At 68.9% G+C, this 16,160-nt stretch carries 17 protein-coding genes; 6 read left to right on the plus strand and 11 right to left on the minus strand.

The features are described 5' to 3' along the window. Window positions 1-26 precede the first annotated feature (26 nt). The 3 genes from trpD to ACX1D0_RS07125 are packed head-to-tail and all read right to left on the minus strand — an operon-like array spanning window position 27 to window position 2,442. Window positions 27-1,064: an anthranilate phosphoribosyltransferase gene (gene trpD, locus ACX1D0_RS07115; protein WP_459020179.1), complete on the minus strand. Its 1,038-nt coding sequence runs from the start codon at window positions 1,062-1,064 to the stop codon at window positions 27-29. Further along, a complete protein-coding gene (locus ACX1D0_RS07120) occupies window positions 1,064-1,471 on the minus strand; it encodes a response regulator (RefSeq protein WP_459020180.1) in 408 nt (135 codons plus the stop codon). Before ACX1D0_RS07120 ends, trpD begins: the two co-directional genes overlap by 1 nt. Next, window positions 1,468-2,442 (minus strand): cytochrome c oxidase assembly protein, encoded by a 975-nt coding sequence (locus ACX1D0_RS07125; protein WP_459020181.1) that lies wholly within the window; start codon window positions 2,440-2,442, stop codon window positions 1,468-1,470. The genes ACX1D0_RS07120 and ACX1D0_RS07125 overlap by 4 nt, the downstream gene beginning before the upstream one ends. A 99-nt stretch (window positions 2,443-2,541) precedes the next feature. On the opposite strand from ACX1D0_RS07125, the gene ctaE reads away from it, so the two are divergent. Genes ctaE through qcrB form a run of 4 tightly spaced genes read left to right on the plus strand, consistent with a single transcriptional unit; the run spans window position 2,542 to window position 6,923 of the window. Beyond that, window positions 2,542-3,246, plus strand: coding sequence for an aa3-type cytochrome oxidase subunit III (gene ctaE / locus ACX1D0_RS07130; protein ID WP_459020182.1), 705 nt, complete (start codon window positions 2,542-2,544; stop codon window positions 3,244-3,246). Between the two features lie 25 nt (window positions 3,247-3,271). Further along, window positions 3,272-4,072, plus strand: coding sequence for a cytochrome bc1 complex diheme cytochrome c subunit (qcrC, locus tag ACX1D0_RS07135; protein WP_459020183.1), 801 nt, complete (start codon window positions 3,272-3,274; stop codon window positions 4,070-4,072). Continuing rightward, complete coding sequence (qcrA, locus tag ACX1D0_RS07140; protein ID WP_459020184.1) at window positions 4,069-5,133, plus strand: cytochrome bc1 complex Rieske iron-sulfur subunit; 1,065 nt, start codon at window positions 4,069-4,071, stop codon at window positions 5,131-5,133. Before qcrC ends, qcrA begins: the two co-directional genes overlap by 4 nt. Further along, complete coding sequence (qcrB, locus tag ACX1D0_RS07145; RefSeq protein ID WP_459020185.1) at window positions 5,133-6,923, plus strand: cytochrome bc1 complex cytochrome b subunit; 1,791 nt, start codon at window positions 5,133-5,135, stop codon at window positions 6,921-6,923. The genes qcrA and qcrB overlap by 1 nt, the downstream gene beginning before the upstream one ends. Before the next feature lie 68 nt (window positions 6,924-6,991). Here qcrB and ACX1D0_RS07150 read toward each other — a convergent pair whose 3' ends face one another. Beyond that, window positions 6,992-7,972: a pirin family protein gene (locus ACX1D0_RS07150; protein WP_459020186.1), complete on the minus strand. Its 981-nt coding sequence runs from the start codon at window positions 7,970-7,972 to the stop codon at window positions 6,992-6,994. Window positions 7,973-8,261: 289 nt separating this feature from the next. Here ACX1D0_RS07150 and ACX1D0_RS07155 point away from each other — a divergent pair, with 289 nt between their 5' ends. Next, window positions 8,262-9,722: a GuaB1 family IMP dehydrogenase-related protein gene (locus tag ACX1D0_RS07155; protein WP_459020187.1), complete on the plus strand. Its 1,461-nt coding sequence runs from the start codon at window positions 8,262-8,264 to the stop codon at window positions 9,720-9,722. Between the two features lie 214 nt (window positions 9,723-9,936). Next, window positions 9,937-10,407 (plus strand): hypothetical protein, encoded by a 471-nt coding sequence (locus ACX1D0_RS07160; RefSeq protein ID WP_459020188.1) that lies wholly within the window; start codon window positions 9,937-9,939, stop codon window positions 10,405-10,407. A gap of 82 nt (window positions 10,408-10,489) precedes the next feature. Here the strand turns inward: ACX1D0_RS07160 and ctaF are convergent, their stop codons facing one another. From ctaF to ACX1D0_RS07195, 7 genes are all read right to left on the minus strand, one after another. After that, window positions 10,490-10,888 (minus strand): cytochrome c oxidase subunit 4, encoded by a 399-nt coding sequence (gene ctaF, locus ACX1D0_RS07165; RefSeq protein ID WP_459020189.1) that lies wholly within the window; start codon window positions 10,886-10,888, stop codon window positions 10,490-10,492. Next, window positions 10,885-12,540, minus strand: coding sequence for an aa3-type cytochrome oxidase subunit I (ctaD, locus tag ACX1D0_RS07170; protein WP_459020411.1), 1,656 nt, complete (start codon window positions 12,538-12,540; stop codon window positions 10,885-10,887). The genes ctaF and ctaD overlap by 4 nt, the downstream gene beginning before the upstream one ends. Before the next feature lie 74 nt (window positions 12,541-12,614). Further along, complete coding sequence (ctaC, locus tag ACX1D0_RS07175; RefSeq protein WP_459020190.1) at window positions 12,615-13,532, minus strand: aa3-type cytochrome oxidase subunit II; 918 nt, start codon at window positions 13,530-13,532, stop codon at window positions 12,615-12,617. 95 nt (window positions 13,533-13,627) lie between these two features. Further along, entirely contained in the window at window positions 13,628-13,972 is a 345-nt protein-coding gene (locus ACX1D0_RS07180) for a HesB/IscA family protein (protein WP_527252172.1), read from the minus strand. 99 nt (window positions 13,973-14,071) lie between these two features. Continuing rightward, on the minus strand, window positions 14,072-14,962 hold the full coding sequence (locus tag ACX1D0_RS07185) for a glycerate kinase (protein WP_459020191.1): 891 nt from the start codon (window positions 14,960-14,962) through the stop codon (window positions 14,072-14,074). Further along, window positions 14,959-15,294 carry a PspA-associated protein PspAA gene (gene pspAA / locus ACX1D0_RS07190; RefSeq protein WP_459020192.1) on the minus strand — a complete coding sequence of 112 codons (336 nt, stop codon included), beginning with the start codon at window positions 15,292-15,294 and terminating at the stop codon, window positions 14,959-14,961. Before pspAA ends, ACX1D0_RS07185 begins: the two co-directional genes overlap by 4 nt. Then, window positions 15,291-16,109, minus strand: coding sequence for a PspA/IM30 family protein (locus ACX1D0_RS07195; protein ID WP_459020193.1), 819 nt, complete (start codon window positions 16,107-16,109; stop codon window positions 15,291-15,293). The genes pspAA and ACX1D0_RS07195 overlap by 4 nt, the downstream gene beginning before the upstream one ends. Window positions 16,110-16,160 lie beyond the last annotated feature (51 nt).

Consider the following 16,160-nt stretch of genomic DNA (forward strand, 5'->3'; position numbering starts at 1 on the left):
GCGGCGCAGACCTGCCCCGGGTGCCGTCAGCGGTTGGTGGCCTCGACCCAGCGGTCCAGCGTCGAGGCTGCCGCGCCGGTGTCGATGGCTTCATTGGCCGCGCGCAGCGGCTCGCGCATCTGGTCCACCAGCGGCAGGACCGTCGAAATCCCCCGGTAGGCGAGGAGCGCGGCCGCGGCGTTGAGGACGACGATGTCTCGGACCGGGCCGGCTTGGCCGGCCAGCATGTCGCGCGCCACCTGCGCGTTGTGGGCCGGGTCGCCGCCGTGGAGGTCGTGCGGGGCCGCGGGCTCAAGGCCCAGGTCCTCCGGGTCGAGCACCGTGCGGTGCACCCGCCCCTCGGAGATCATCCACACGTCCGACTCCGACGTCGTGGTCAGCTCGTCCAGCCCGTCGAAGCCGCGGAACACCATGCCCCGCGTGCCACGCTCTGCGAGCACGCGTGCGATGACCGGGGCCACGTCGTCGTTGGCCACGCCCAGCGCCATCGCCCGGGGGCGGGCCGGGTTGGCCAGGGGGCCGAGGAAGTTGAAGGTGGTCTGGATGCCCAGCGCCTTCCGCACCCCTGCCACGTTCTTCATGGCCGGGTGGTACAGCTGCGCGAAGAGGAACACCAGGCCCACCTCGTCGAGGATGCCGGCCTGCTTGGCTGGCTCCACGTCGATCTTCACGCCCAGCGCCTCGAGGGTGTCCGCCGTGCCGGACATCGACGACGCCGCCCGGGAGCCGTGCTTGACCACCTTCGCGCCCGCGCCCGCCGCGACAATGGCGGCCATCGTCGAGATGTTGACCGTGTTGGCGCGGTCGCCGCCGGTGCCGACGATGTCCACCGCGTCGGGATCCAGGGCGATCGGCAGCGCGTTGGCCAGCATCGCATCCGCAAGCCCGGCGATCTCGTCCTCGGACTCGCCCTTGGCGCGCAGCGCGGTGAGCAGCGCCGCGATCTGAACGTCCGAGGCGCGCCCCGCGAGGATTTCGTTGAGGGCCCAGGTGGCGGCGGTGGCTTCAAGCCCCTCGCTGCGCACCAGGCCGGTGAGGATGTCCGGCCAGGTGTAGCCCGACATCAGCCCACCTGCGCCAGGCGGGCGCGGATGAGATTGGCGGCCTGCACCGGCATGGTGACAGGGTCGATCGGGAAGGGCGCCACGGCCTCGGCGCGCGACCAGGAGGCCAGCCATGCGTCGGCCTCGCGGGAGACGAGCAGCATCACCGGCGGGCAGTCGGCGTACTCCTCCTTCACCTGGTGGGCCAGGCCGAAACCGCCGGAGGGCTGGGCATTGCCGTCGAAGATCATCACCGCGTAGTCCGTGCCCGCGTCCAGCGTGCGCAACAGCGCGCCCTGCGTGGCCACCTCCAGCACCTCGATCTGCGGCAGGTCGCTGGCGACGCGACTGCCCAACGTCAGCCGGACCTGCTCGCGCACGGTGCGGTCGTCGGAGAAAACCAGCACCTTGACGGTAGCTTCGCTCATCTTGGGTCTTCCTTCGCGTTGTCCTTGCCGTCATCGTAGCCAAGACCGGCCCGCCTGGCGCGCTGGGCCTCCTCCCGGTCCAGCGCCCGGTCCATCCGCGTGGCCTCCCTCTTCGAGTCCTTGATCCACTGGATGAAGATCGTGCTCATCGCCGCGAACATCGTGATGTCGCCCGTGGCCCACATCAGGCCGCCCGCCCAGGACTGGTCCTCCATCGGCGACAGGCCCCACGACCGCTCGAACGCCAGGTACCACTCCTCCGCGATCAGCTGCGTCGACCCCATGATCGTCACCCCCAGGAACGCGTGGAACGGCATGGTGAGCAGGAACAGCAGGATCCGGATGGGGTAGGGCATCTTGATCGGCACCGGGTCCACACCCAGCAGCGGGAAGAAGAACAGGCAGCCCACGGTGACCAGATAGAAGTGCAGCGAGTCGTGCCAGAAGTCACTGCGCAGCGTCAGCTCGTACCAGCCGGACATGTACAGCGCGAACGGGCTGGCCACCATCAGCCCGGTGGTGAGCGGCGGGAACAGCAGCACCTTCGCCACCGTCGAGTGCAGCACCGCCAGCAGCCACGCCCGGGGACGCTTCGGAAGCGCGCGGAGCGCCAGGGTGGCGGGCGCCCCGGCCACGAGGAACACCGGCGCGATCATGTTGAGCAGCATGTGCTGGATCATGTGGGCCCAGAACAGCACCGTGTCGTAGACGCCGAGGAAGCTGAACGTGGCCACCGCGACGCTGCCCAGCCCCAGGCCGAGGAACGACACGGTGCGCGAGACCGGCCACCGGTCCCCGCGGCGGTGCAGCGTCCGCACCCCCCACACGTACAGGCCCCCGACGATGAGCAGCGCGAGCACGGCGTACAGCGGGAATTCCCAGGCCGTGACGTAGCGCGCGCCCTCGAGCGGGATGATGTCGTCGTCGGGCTTGGCGTGCAGCGGAAGTACGGCCAGAGCCCGGGGAAACATGCGCGGATTATGGCACGGGGCATCCGGCCGTTCACAGGGGGGTGGGCCTAATCCGGTCACTGGCGTGACCTCAACGGGTTTTACCGCAATAATGACCCCGTGGCGACGAATCATGACACCCTCACCGCGCCGGCGCAGCTGCCGACGGGCGCAGTCCATCAGATCCCCTCGGCGCGGCTGAACAAGCCCTACGGCCGGCCCGACACTGTCGCCGTCGGCGTGATCGTCTGGCTGGCCAGCGAGCTGATGTTCTTCGCGGCCCTGTTCGCCGCCTACTTCTGGATCCGCAGCATCACCAACGACGCTGCGGCCGCCGCGGGCGTCGAGTCGCTGTGGGCCATCAACACCGAGCACCTGGACATCACCTTCGCGTCGATCAACACGGCAATCCTGGTGACGTCGTCGATCACCGCCCAGCTGGGCGCCAACGCCGCCGAGGCCGGGCGCGCGTCGGGCCCGTGGCTCAACCCGCTGCGGTGGGGCATGCGTGAGGCGTTCATCATCACCGCCATCCTGGGCTCCGTCTTCGTCGCCGGCCAGGTGTGGGAGTACTTCACCCTGTTCAACGAGGGCCTGTTCATCTCCACCAACCAGTACTGGTCCGTGTTCTTCCTCGCCACCGGATTCCACGGCCTCCACGTGCTGGGCGGCATCATCGCCTTCTGGTTCGTCCTGGCGCGTAGCTACATGACCCGCACCCACACCCACGAGCAGACCGTCGGCGCCCACGTCGTGTCCTACTACTGGCACTTCGTCGACGTCATCTGGATCCTGCTCTTCGGCGTTCTCTACTTCCTCCGCTAGCTCAGAAGACCTGGAGACACACACCGTGAAGTTTCTGACCAACCTCCGGCGGCATACGGCGGCGCGGCCACTGCTGCTGATCTTGGCCCTCCTCGTCGTCGGCCTCAGCTACAGCGTCGTCAGCCCGCAGCGGTCCTCAGCGGAGACCGAGATGACCCAACAGATCGAAGAGGGCAAGGCCCTGTTCGACTTCACCTGCTCGTCGTGCCACGGCCTGGGCGGTGAGGGCACCACGCAGGGGCCGTCGCTGATCGGCGTCGGCGCGGCATCGGTGGACTTCCAGATGGGCACCGGCCGCATGCCGGCCGCCCGCGAGCAGGCGCAGCTGCCCGCCCGGCAGGTCAACTACTCGCAGGAGCAGATCGAGGCGGTCGCGGCGTACGTGGCCACCCTCGGCGCCGGCCCCGCCATCCCGGCGGAGAGCCAGTACTCGCCCGAGGGCCTCACCGAGGAGGAGATCGCCCGCGGCGGCGCCCTCTTCCGCGCCAACTGCTCCGCCTGCCACGGCGTCGTCGGCGGCGGCGGCGCGATGCCCAACGGCAAGTACGCCCCCTCCCTGGTGGAGACCAGCGCGGTCCACATCTACGAAGCCATGCGCACCGGCCCCCAGCAGATGCCCTCGTTCTCCAAGGACGTCATGCCGGACCAGAGCGTCAAGGAGATCGTCGGGTACCTCGAAGAGGTCCACGAACAGCCCAACTACGGCGGCCTGACCATGGGTGACGCCGGCCCCGTGTCCGAGGGCCTGTGGGCCTTCGTGCTCGGCATCGGCGGACTCGCGCTGGTGGCCACCTGGATCGCGAAGAAGGGGGCCCGGGCCCGATGAGCCACGACAATCTGCCGGTGCGCGACGCCGACCTTGGGCACAGCGTCGCCAACCCCGGCCTCGAGGAGCACCTCCCCCGCTACACGGACGTCGACAAGGGCGCGGGCAACCGCGCGTACGCGGCCATCCTGCTGATGCTGGCCGCGGTGCCGGTGCTGGCGATCGCGTTCGTCGTGATCTACTTCGCGGTGCCCCGCGACATGTACCTCGACTTCGGCATCCTCCAGGCCAACGCCCAGAACGTGGGCTTCGGGCTCACCGGCGGCCTCGCGGCCGTGCTCATCGGGGTCGCGGTGATCCAGTGGGCGCGCGTGCTGATGGGCGACGAGGAGTCGGTCGAGATGCGCCACGCCGCGTCCTCCACTGAGGAGGACCGCACGGCGGTGATGGAGCTGTGGAACGACGGCGTGGAGCAGTCCGCGGTGCGCCGTCGCAAGCTCCTCCTCGGCGCGTTCGGCGGCGCCGTCGGCATCTCCCTGGTGCCCGCCGTCATCCTGCTGGCGGACATGGGCCCCCACCCCGTCAAGGGGCTGCGCGAGGAGACCGTCGAGCGGACCATCTGGGCGGAGGACGTTCTCATCCTCAACGACGAGAACTGGCTGCCCATCCGCCCGGAGATGCTGGAGGTGGGTCAGCTGGTCAACGCCCAGCCCGCCAACCTCCGCGAACTCCACGGCGTGGAGGCCCACCAGGCCAAGGCCAAGGCCGCCGTCATCCTCGTGCGGATGGACCCCAACTCCATCAAGATCCCCGAATCGCGCAAGGACTGGCACGTGTCCGGCATCCTCGCCTACTCCAAGATCTGCACCCACGTGGGCTGCCCCATCTCGCTGTGGGAGCGCCAGACGCACCACCTGCTGTGCCCGTGCCACCAGTCGACGTTCGACCTGGGTGACAGCGGCGTCGTGGTGTTCGGGCCCGCGGCCCGTTCGCTGCCGCAGCTGGCCATCCGGGTCAACAGCGACGGCTACCTCGTGGCTCAGGGAGACTTCACGGTCCCCGTCGGCCCGAGCTACTTCGAGCGTGACTCGAGCCAGGACTTCAAGGAAGGTGACGCGTGATGGCCAAGCCCACGAGTGTCGCGCCGTCGTCGCCGACGGTTGAGCCCCAGGTCGCGCCGGCCACCAACCCGCAGATGCCCGGGGCCGTGAAGTGGGCCGACGACCGCATCGGCCTGGCGAAGATCGGCCGCGCGGGGCTGCGCAAGGTGTTCCCGGACCACTGGTCCTTCCTGCTCGGCGAGATCGCGCTGTACTCCTTCATCGTGCTGCTGATCACCGGCGTGTTCCTCACCATCTGGTTCAAGCCGTCGATGGCGGAGATCGAGTACGACGGCTCCTACCAGCTCCTCAAGGGCATGCCGGTGTCGGAGGCGTTCGCGTCCACGCTGGACATCTCCTTCGACGTGCGCGGCGGCCTGCTGGTGCGCCAGATCCACCACTGGGCGGCGCTTCTGTTCGTGGCCGCGGCCACCGTGCACATGCTGCGCGTGTTCTTCACCGGCGCGTTCCGCAAGCCGCGCGAGGTGAACTGGCTGATCGGCGTCGGCCTGCTGTCGTTGTCGCTGATCGCGGGCTTCGCCGGCTACTCGCTGCCTGACGACCTGCTGTCCGGCACGGGCCTGAGGTTCGTCGACGGGCTGATCAGATCCATCCCCATCATCGGGACGTGGGCGGAGTTCTTCGTCTTCGGTGGCGAATTCCCGGGCGACATCCTCATCCCGCGCCTCTACATGGTGCACATCCTGCTGGTGCCGGGCATCCTGCTCGGCCTGATCTCGGCGCACCTGGCGCTCGTGGTGTACCACAAGCACACGCAGTACCCCGGCCCCGGACGCAGCGAGAACAACGTCGTCGGCTACCCGCTGTTCCCCGTCTACGCAGCCAAGGCCGGCGGCTTCTTCTTCATCGTGTTCGGGTTCCTCGTCCTCATGGGCGGGCTGTTCCAGATCAACCCGGTGTGGCTGTACGGCCCCTACGACCCGGCGAAGGTCACGGCAGGCTCCCAGCCCGACTGGTACATGGGCTGGGTCGAGGGCGCCATCCGCATCATGCCCGCGCTGGAGTCCAGCTTCTGGGGCACCACCTGGACGTGGAGCGTGTTCCTGCCCGGCGTCGGCCTGATGGGCGTCCTGTTCACCGGGCTCGGCCTGTGGCCGTTCATCGAGGCGTGGATCACCGGGGACAAGCGCGAACACCACCTGCTCGACAGGCCGCGCAACGCGCCCACGCGCACCGCCCTCGGCGTGGCGGGCATGACCTGGTACGGCATGTTCTGGATCGCGGGCGGCAACGACATCATCGCCACGCGCTTCGCGCTGGACCTCAACGTGATCACGCAGTTCACGAGGGTCGCGGTGTTCGTCGCCCCGGTCGTGGCGTTCATCATCACCAAGCGGATCGCGCTCAGCCTGCAGCGGGCGGACCGTGAGCGGGCGCTGCACGGCTCCGAGGACGGCGTCATCGTCCGCTCCCCCGGCGGCGGCTACTCCGAGGCACACGTGCCCCTCAGCGTCGACGAGCAGTTCACGCTCACGCAGCACCTGCAGCACCGCGTCCTGGAGACAGGGTCCGAGAACGACGCCGCAGGCGTCCGTCGGAAGACGGGCGGGGTGTCGAAGCTGCGGGCCCGACTGTCGCGGTGGTACCTCGGGCACGACATCGCCAAGCCGAGCGTCGCGGAGCTTGAGGCGGCGTCCCACCACGGTGCGCATGCGGCTCATGAGCACGAGTTGAACGGGCTGGACGATCACGGCCCGGAGCTCGACGGCGCCTCGCTCGACGGCAGCGGGGTGGAGGGCCCGCGTCACAGCACGGGTCACGGCCCCGAACGGGCGGGCCTGCACCACTAGGCTCGCGGGGGTTGCAGAGCTGGAGGGCGTCGTCGAGCAGACGGCGCCCTCCGCGCTTCCGGTCGGGGTCAGCGTCGACGGCGGAAGCGCGGCTTGAGCCTCGCCGTCGGAATCGGGGGCGCCTCGAGCCGCTGCGTCGCTCCCTGGTAGCCGCGGACACCGCCGAAGCGGTCGTCGCCGGCCTGCCACGCCGCTCGGAGCTCGACGATCTCCTCGTGGCTGCGGCCGATGAAGTTCCACCACATCACGATCCCCTCCTCGAACGGCTCGCCGCCGAGCAGCATGAGGCGGGCGTCCTTGTCCGTGGGGTTGCGGAGGCGCAGGTGGTCGAGGCCGGCGTCGCGGACGCCCATGGCGTCCTTGTCGATCAGCACGCCGTCCATCTCGACGGCGCCGATGTCCACGAGCGCACCGTGCTCGAAGCCCGGGTCCACGTCGAACTCCCACTCGGCGCCGGCCCGGAGGATCACCTCGACGCCGAGGAGGCCGGTCTCGGTGACGATGGGCGACGTCGCGCCGGCGATGCTGCCCACCATGACGCGCGCGGTGCCACCCGGGATCTCGACGGGGTCGGGACGGTGATGCTGGAAGCCGCGCTCCATGTCCTTGGCGTGCTCGGGCAGGACCACCCACAGCTGCACGCCGTGCAGGTACTCGGTCTGCGCCGTCGTCACCTCGGAGTGGGCGATGCCGAAGCCTGACGTCATCAGGTTGACCTCGCCGGGGCGGACGAGGTCGTGGACGCCGCCGGAGTCGCGGTGCTCGATCTCGCCGTCGAACAGCCAGCTGACGGTCTGGAGCGAGGTGTGCGGATGCGGGGCCACGTCCATGCCGCCGGTGGCCTCGACGAGGTTGGGGCCGTAGTGGTCGGCGAAGCACCAGGCGCCGACGAAGGAGCGCTCGAGCTGCGGGAGGGTTCGTCGGACCGTCATCGCGTCGGGGCCCTCGCCCAGGCTGACGAGCTTCGGCGCGAGCCGTTGGACCTCGGCGGGCGGGTGGTTGTGGTGCTCGCAGTCCAGCATCTGCGGCGAGGCCTCGGTGTTGCTCATGTCCACTCCTTGGTCGACGTGGACTCCACGCTACCCGGCGCCCGCTCTGCCGTCCTCAATTCTCCGACTGCGGCGGCACCAATGACCGTCCTTTGGCACCCCCGGAGCCACATGCGGTCGTCGGCAGGTTCTTCGTCGGCGTGTCGTGCACGAATGGGGGTCGCGGGGGGTCGCGGGGGTCGCGGAGGGGGGTCGCGGGGGGCGGCGGGGGGTCGCGGGGGGCGGCGGGGGGTCGCGGTGCGGTGTGCGGCCGCCCTCGGGCCTCGCCTGAAGGGTAGACTCGCCCCTCGTGCGATTCCTACACGGTGACCCCAGCTACGACCTGACCTACAGCGACGTCTTCATGGTCCCCTCCCGCTCGGGGGTCAGCTCACGGCTCGACGTGGATCTCACCTCCACCGACGGGCTGGCCACGCCCACACCCCTGGTCGCGGCGAACATGACCGCCGTCTCCGGGCGACGAATGGCCGAGACCATGGCGCGCCGCGGCGGGCTGGCGATCTTCCCGCAGGACATCCCGGGCGACGTGGTGGCCAGGTCCATCGACAAGGTCAAGGCCGCGCACCCCGTCTTCGACACCGCCGTCACCGTCTCCCCCACCACGACCGTCGGCGAGACGCTCGGCCTCATCGGCAAGCGCGCGCACGGGGTGGCCGTCGTGGTCGACAGGGACCGACGCGTCGTGGGCCTGGTGACCCCGCTGGACACCGTCGACTCCGACCGCTTCGCCCAGGCCAAGGACGTCATGACCAGTGACGTCACCCGCGTGTCCGCCGACGCGACGCCGGCCGACGTGTTCGCCGCGTTGAGCGAGCAGCATCAGAAGGTGGCGGTGGCAGTCGACGCGGACGAGCGGCTCGTGGGGCTCATGACGCCCAAGGGCGCCCTGCGCTCGGCGATCTACTCCCCCGCCGTCGACCACGAGGGACGGCTGCGCGCGGGTGTCGCGGTGGGGATCAACGGCGACATCCGGGCCAAGGTCCGGGCCGCCTTGGAGGGTCGGGCCGACGTCATCGTGATGGACACCGCCCACGGGCACCAGGAGAAGATGATCTCCGCGCTCAGCCTCGCCCGGGAGGCGCGCGACGCGTTCGCGGCCGAGACCGGCCGACGTGTACTCATCGTCGCCGGCAACGTGGTGACGACGGAGGGCTGCGACGACCTCATCGACGCCGGCGCCGACATCCTCAAGGTGGGCGTGGGGCCGGGTGCCATGTGCACCACCCGCATGCAGACCGGCGTGGGGCGGCCGCAGTTCTCCGCGGTGCTGGAGTGCGCGGAGGCGGCGAAGGAGCGCGGGAAGTCCGTCTGGGCCGACGGCGGCGTCCGACACCCCCGCGACGTGGCCCTCGCGCTCGCCGCGGGCGCGGGGTCCGTGATGATCGGCTCCTGGTTCGCCGGGACGCACGAGTCCACGGGGGACCAGATCGTCGACAACCAGGGTCGCGTCTACAAGGAGTCGTTCGGCATGGCGTCGGCCCGCGCGGTGCGGCAGCGCACGCGCGAGCAGTCGGCCTTCGACCGGGCGCGCGCCGCGATGTTCGAGGAAGGCATCTCGTCGTCGCGGATGTACCTGGACCCACGGCGCCCGGGCGTGGAGGATCTCATCGACTGGATCACCTCCGGGGTGCGGTCCTCGTGCACTTACGCCGGGGCGCGGAGCCTGGCGGAGTTCACCGAGCGCGCCGTTGTGGGCGTCCAGTCCGGCTCCGGCTACGAGGAGGGCCGCCCGCTCGACCAGAGCTGGTGAGCGCCTGTGGGCTAACTTCCGGCCGACAAGGATCCTCACCATCGGCCATGAGCTTGTCCCCAGGTTGTAACATTCGCCGTCGGGACGCTATTCTCGCGCGCCCCGTAGTGGTGTTAGAGTGAACGTGTCCGTACGCCTCGGCGCTCACGTGCCGGACCCAAGGGGGAGAACCACTATGGCTTTTGACTCAGCCGCACCCATCAATCGTCGCACCGTGGCCAAGGGCATCGCCTGGTCGGTGCCCGCCGTCGCCATCGCGTCCACGGCCCCGGCCTTCGCCGTCTCCGGTCCGGCGCCGACCATGAAGTTTGTGTCGGCCTGCAAGTCACCAGGAGGCAGCTGCGCAACCTTCAAGTTTGGCTACGCGCTGACCTACGAGGTCACGAACAACGACGATAAGACGATCTACATCACGAATGCAGAGATGTTCTGCACCAGCGGGGCCGACTGCCCGGCCGGTCCCTACACGTGGAAGAAGCTTCCGGGAGAGGACTACACGATCGCGGCTGGGGACACTGAGACCATCACCTTCGTGTTCCTCTCCACGAACTCGGCCAACAAAGTCTTCGATGGATACGTCGAGCTCACGTGGCAACACGCCGCTCCTGACAACTACCCGCACACTAAGGCCACTGGCGTATTCAGTGTGGGATCGACCCCGCCCGATTGCCCCTGCTACTCCTAGATCGCTCCCGGCCGCGCAAGCTGCCCCTCCAGCGAGATGCGAAGGCCCGCCCCACCGGGGCGGGCCTTCCTTGTGGCATCACTCAGTGCTTGTAGTCGCCTCGGTAGAACTCGAGGATCCAGCCGCTGGCCGACCAGATGCCGATGCCGAAGCCCACGAGGCTGATCCACGGCTGCGACAGCGCCGGGCCGAGGAAGATGATCGCCACCGTGGCGGCCGCCCAGAACGGCCAGACGCTCTTCGGGGCGAAGAAGCCGATGGTGCCGGCGCCCTCGATGACCTCCGCATCCTCCCGATCCTCCGGGCGCGGGTCGAACCGGCGCGCCGTGAGGGTGAGGTAGCCCGCGATCATGAGGCCCAGGAGGCCTGAGAAGCCCAGCACGAACGTGCCGGCGATCTCACGCGCCATGAACCAGTAGATGGGCGTCACCACCGCGAAGAACACGAAGATGAACCAGAAGACGTACTTCTCGGGCTTCACTGCTTGGCACCTTCCGGCTCGACGATGGGGTCGACCCTGTCGAGCAGCTCGCCCGGGTCATTGGCGTGCAGGTCCGCGTGCTCCACGAGCTCCGGACGCGACATGTCCAGCGCGGGGCTGATGGAGCGGATGCGGGGCAGCGAGTCGAAGTTGTGCCGCGGCGGCGGGCAGGACGTGGCCCACTCCAGCGAGCGGCCCCAGCCCCACGGGTCGTTGACGCCCACCAGCGGTGCCTTGCGGGTGATCCACACGTTCCACAGGAACGGCAGCATCGAGACGCCGAGCAGGAACGCGCCGAACGTCGACAGCTGGTTGAGGAACGTGAAGCCCTCCCATGCGCCGTAATCCGCAATGCGGCGCTGCATGCCTTCGACGCCCAGCCAGTGCTGCACCAGGAAGGTGGTGTGGAAGCCGACGAACAGCGTCCAGAAGTGCACCATGCCCCACGTCTCGTTGAGCATCTTGCCGGTGAACTTCGGCCACCAGTAGTAGAAGCCGGCGAACATCGCGAACACCACGGTGCCGAACAGCACGTAGTGGAAGTGCGCCACGACGAAGTAGGTGTCCGACACCTGGAAGTCCAGCGCCGGCGCCGCGAGGATGATGCCGGTGAGGCCGCCGAACAGGAACGTGGTGAGGAACCCGATGGCGAACATCATCGACGTGTTGAGCGTCAACGATCCTCGCCACATGGTGCCGATCCAGTTGAAGAACTTCACCCCGGTGGGCACCGCGATCATGAACGTCATGAACGAGAAGAACGGCAGGTTCACCGAGCCGGTGACGAACATGTGGTGCGCCCACACCGACACCGACAGCGCGCCGATGGACAGCGTGGCGAACACCAGGCCGTAGTAGCCGAACACCGGCTTGCGGCTGAATGCGCTCAGCACCTCGGTGATGATGCCGAAGAACGGCAGCGCGATGATGTAGACCTCGGGGTGGCCGAAGAACCAGAACAGGTGCTGCCACAGGACGGGGCCGCCCGAGGCCGGGTCGAACACGTGGGAGCCGAGGACGCGGTCCGCCTCGAGCACCAGCAGCCCGGCCGCCAGCACCGGGAACGCGATGAGCACCATCAGCGACGTGACCAGGATGTTCCAGCAGAAGATCGGCATCCGGAACATGGTGAGCCCCGGGGCGCGCATGGTGATGATCGTGGTGATGAAGTTCACCGCGCCCAGGATGGTGGACAGGCCGAGGAGGTAGAGGCCCATGAGCCAGAGGTCGTGCCCGACGCCGGGCGAGTGGATGGCGTTCGACAGCGGTGCGTAGGCGAACCAGCCGAAGCTGGCGGCGCCGTCGGGGCTGAGGAAGCCGGCCGAGGCCATCAGCGAGCCGAACAGATACAGCCAGAACGAGAAGCCGTTCATGCGCGGGAACGCGACGTCCGGCGCCCCGAGCTGCAGCGGCAGGATGGCGTTGGCGAAGCCCGCGAACATAGGCGTGGCGAACATCAGCAGCATGATCGTGCCGTGCATGGTGAAGAACTGGTTGAACGTCTCGTAGTTGACGAACTGCATTCCCGGCGCGGCGAGCTCGGCGCGGATGAACAGCGCCAGGATGCCGCCGAACATGAAGAAGCCGAACGCTGTGACGAAGTACATGTTGCCGATGACCTTGTGGTCCGTCGTCGTCAGGTACTTCATCATGGTCTTGCCAAGCCGGTGCGGCTCGACCAGGGCCTCCTGCTGGAGCGAGGTGCGTTCCGTGACGGTGGCGCTGCTCACTTGTCCTCCTCCGGGGCTTCCGTGGGCAGAACGGCCTGCAAGGCCTCCTGCAGCTTCTTCTCGCCGGCGTTGCCCGAGGCGGCCAGCTCCTGGATCTTCTCCGCGTACTCCTCTTCGGATACCACGTGGAGCTTGAACAGCATCAACGAGTGGTACTCGCCGCAGAGCTCGGCGCACTTGCCGTCGTAGGTGCCGAGCCTGTTGGGCGTGACCTCGAACGAGTTGGGGTTGCCGGGGATGACGTCCATCTTGAAGTAGAAGGCCGGCACCCAGAACGAGTGGATGACGTCTGCGGACTGCAGGTTGAACCGCACGGTCTTGTCCACGGGGAGGTACAGATCCGGGATCTTCTCCAGCGTGCCAGTCTCGTGGGCGTCAGTGCCGATGTCCGGGTTGTCCGCCTCCATGTAGTTGAAGGTCCACGACCACTTCTGGCCGATCACGTTGATGGTGACGTCCGGATCATCCGAGGTCTGGAGCACCGCGTCGGACGCCTTGACCGTGTAGAAGAACAGCACCCCGATGATGAGGAACGGCACGAGCGTGTAGAGCAGCTCCAGCGGCAGGTGGTAGGTGGTCTGGCGCGGCGCAGGGGCGTCGATGTTGTCCTGGTCCTTGCGGCGGTAGCGGATGACGGCCCATCCGATGAGCCCCCACACGAGCACGCCGATGACGAGGGAGGCGATCCAGGCGCCCACCCACACGTTGCCCATGATCGGCGCCTGCTCGGTGGCCGCCTCGGGAAGACCGAAGCGGGCCCCCTGGCCGGAACACGCCGTCAGTCCCAGCAGCGACACCGAGGCTCCGACGAGCAAGGCTGCACGAGCCGATCGCCGACGCAATGGCGCAGGATTGCCACTCACAAGTTGCCCTTCCGTAGACCAACAGCCCCGTGAGAATCCGCGCAGGACCACAGGACACCACTGTTGGCGCCTACCTTAACGCAAAAGGCCACCCCCGCGGAGATGTCTCCGCGGGGGTGGCCTACGATAGGAAGTTTGGGCGAAACTCAGTGGAACGAGTCCCCACAGGCGCAGGAGCCCTGCGCGTTGGGGTTGTCGATCGTGAAGCCCTGCTTCTCGATGGTGTCGACGAAATCGATGCTGGCGCCACCGAGGTACGGGGAGCTCATCTTGTCCGTCACGACGAGCACGCCGTCGTAGTTGGTAGTGACGTCGCCGTCGAGCTCACGGTCGTCGAAGTAGAGCTGGTACCGCAGGCCGGAGCAACCGCCCGGCTGCACTGCGATCCGCAGCGAGAGGTCTGTGCGGCCCTCAGCGTCCAGCAGGGCGCGGACCTTCTGCACGGCGACGTCGGTGAGGACGACGCCGGTCTGGATCTGGGTATCGGTCACGCTTGGCTCCAAGTCGTTCGTGGTGTTCGGGTGTGTGTCGATTCTACGTTGCTTCTGCCGGAAACCCCATCCCTGGGCTGAGCCGACGGCGAACGCCGGTCACCAGGACCAGGTGATCGCCACCCTGGCGGCCGCGTCGGCCAGCTGCTCGGGGGTCGGGGCGCCCTCTGCTCCGGGGAGGATCGGGTAGGCGGCCTCCAGTCCTGCGAGGCGGAGCTCGCGGGCGGAGACGAAGTTGTGGCCGACGATGGCGATCGCAGGGCGCAGCGCCTCGCCGGCCAGGGTCACCACGCGCTTGACCACCGGCCCGCCGACGGAGTGGAAGTCCAGCGAATCTGCACCGGTGACCACCACGTCGGCCTGCGCCAGCGTGCCGGCCAGGCCGTAGCTCTCCTCCAGGTAGGTGAGCGGGTCCGTCACCACGCCGCCCATCGCCTGGATCAGCAGGCCCGCTCCCCCGGCGGCGCCGGCGCCGGGCACGGAGGCGAGGCCCAGGTGCGCCGCCCACCGCCCCGCGACCGAGTCCGCCGCGAGCACCGCGCCGAGATCCGCCCCGCGCTCGCGACCCTCCGTCGCGGCCAGGCCCGTGAGCCCGGTCAGCGGCCGTTCGGGCTGCCCCTCGTCGACGAGCGCCACGAGCCGACGCCCGGCCCACGACTCCTTCGCGGCCCTCAGCGCCGGAAGGGGGTGCTCGTCGAACGCGTCGAGCACCTCCCGCCCCAGGTCCGCGACGTGGCAGCCGGTCAGATCGACCACGAGGTCACCCTGTGCCTGCGCCAGCACGCGGCCCAGCTCGGCGGCATCCGCGGGTGAGGCGAGGGTGGCGCCGGCAGCCGCGACACCCACCGCCTCGCGCAGCGCCGCACCGGACACGCCCAGGGGCACGACGACCACCTGCGCCCCGCGCTCGGCGAAGGCATGCGCGATGGTCTCCGACGCATGAGCCGCGCTCAGCCCGGCCAGGGCGTCGGAGGCGACGACGACTCTCAAAGTTCGGTGGCCTCCGGGTCGCCCTCGTGGAGTTCGTCATCGGCATCGGGGATGAGGCCGTAGTACTCGCTGATCTCCTCGAGCAGCGCGCGCATCTCCTCCAGGGTGACGTCCACGTCCGGGAGGACCAGGTCCGACTCCGCCAGCACGTCCTCCGGCACCTCGATGCCGCGGGTACGCACGCCCTCCACGAGTTGCTGGAGCGCCAGGAGCATGCCCGGCTCGTCGCCCGCGTCCACCCGCTCCTCCAGGGCCCGGTCCAGTTCGTTGAGCTCCATCAGGTGCTCGGGCTCCAGGACCCACTGGCCCTGGCCCATGATCCTCACGATCATGCCTGCGACCCCTGACCCGGCGCCTCCTGGGAGGCGGCCTGCTGCGCCTCAGCGCCGGCCGGGGCGGTGGCGCCCTCGGCGGGGGCGGAGAGCTCCGCGCGCGCGGCGGGTCCGCCGGTGAGCTGGGCCTTCATGGCCGCCAGCTCGCTCTCGACGGTGGAGTCGGACGCCAGAGCGTCCAGCTCGCGCGTGATGTCGTCCTTCACGGTGCCGGTGGGGTCCTCGAGCGCACCGGACGCGAGAAGCTCGTCGACGGCGGACGCCCGCGCCTGCAGCTGCAGGGTCTTGTCCTCGGCACGTTGGATGGCGAGGCCGACGTCGCCCATCTCCTCCGAGATGCCGGTGAACGCCTCGTTGATGCGCGTCTGCGCCTCGGCCGCCGAGTAGGTGGCCTTGATGGTCTCCTTGCGGGTGCGGAACGCGTCCACCTTCGCCTGCAGGCGGGAGCTGGCGCGAACCAGCTTCTCCTCCTCGCCCTGGAGCTGGGCGTGCTGGGTCTGCAGCTCGTCGAGCTGGGTCTGCAGACCGGCCTTGCGGGTCAGCGCCTCGCGGGCGAGGTCCTCACGGTTGGATTCCAGGGCGCGCTGCGCGGCCGACTGCAGCCGCGACACCTCCTGGCTCATCTTCGTGGCCTGCAGCTCCACGCGCTTGCGGCTGGTGGCGACATCCGCGACGCCGCGGCGGACGTTCTGCAGCAGCTCGAGCTGCTTCTGGTACGAGTAGTCGAGGGTTTCGCGGGGGTCTTCATACTTGTCGAGAGCCTTGTTGGCCTTCGACTTGAAGACCAGGGAGATGCGTTCGAAAATGCTGGCCACGGGGTGTCCTTCCACGGAACGTGCGATGTTCGCCTCCACGGTAGCGCGGCC

This window comes from Tessaracoccus pujii (assembly GCF_054483895.1).

Excerpts from the sequence above, each read along its gene's own strand:
- ACX1D0_RS07150 (WP_459020186.1), bottom strand. The coding sequence starts at position 7,972 with ATGAGCAACACCGAGGCCTCGCCGCAGATGCTGGACTGCGAGCACCAC.
- ctaD (WP_459020411.1), bottom strand. The coding sequence starts at position 12,540 with ATGATGAAGTACCTGACGACGACGGACCACAAGGTCATCGGCAACATG.
- trpD (WP_459020179.1), bottom strand. The coding sequence starts at position 1,064 with ATGTCGGGCTACACCTGGCCGGACATCCTCACCGGCCTGGTGCGCAGC.
- qcrB (WP_459020185.1), top strand. The coding sequence starts at position 5,133 with ATGGCCAAGCCCACGAGTGTCGCGCCGTCGTCGCCGACGGTTGAGCCC.
- ACX1D0_RS07120 (WP_459020180.1), bottom strand. The coding sequence starts at position 1,471 with ATGAGCGAAGCTACCGTCAAGGTGCTGGTTTTCTCCGACGACCGCACC.
- pspAA (WP_459020192.1), bottom strand. The coding sequence starts at position 15,294 with ATGATCGTGAGGATCATGGGCCAGGGCCAGTGGGTCCTGGAGCCCGAG.
- ACX1D0_RS07125 (WP_459020181.1), bottom strand. The coding sequence starts at position 2,442 with ATGTTTCCCCGGGCTCTGGCCGTACTTCCGCTGCACGCCAAGCCCGAC.
- qcrA (WP_459020184.1), top strand. The coding sequence starts at position 4,069 with ATGAGCCACGACAATCTGCCGGTGCGCGACGCCGACCTTGGGCACAGC.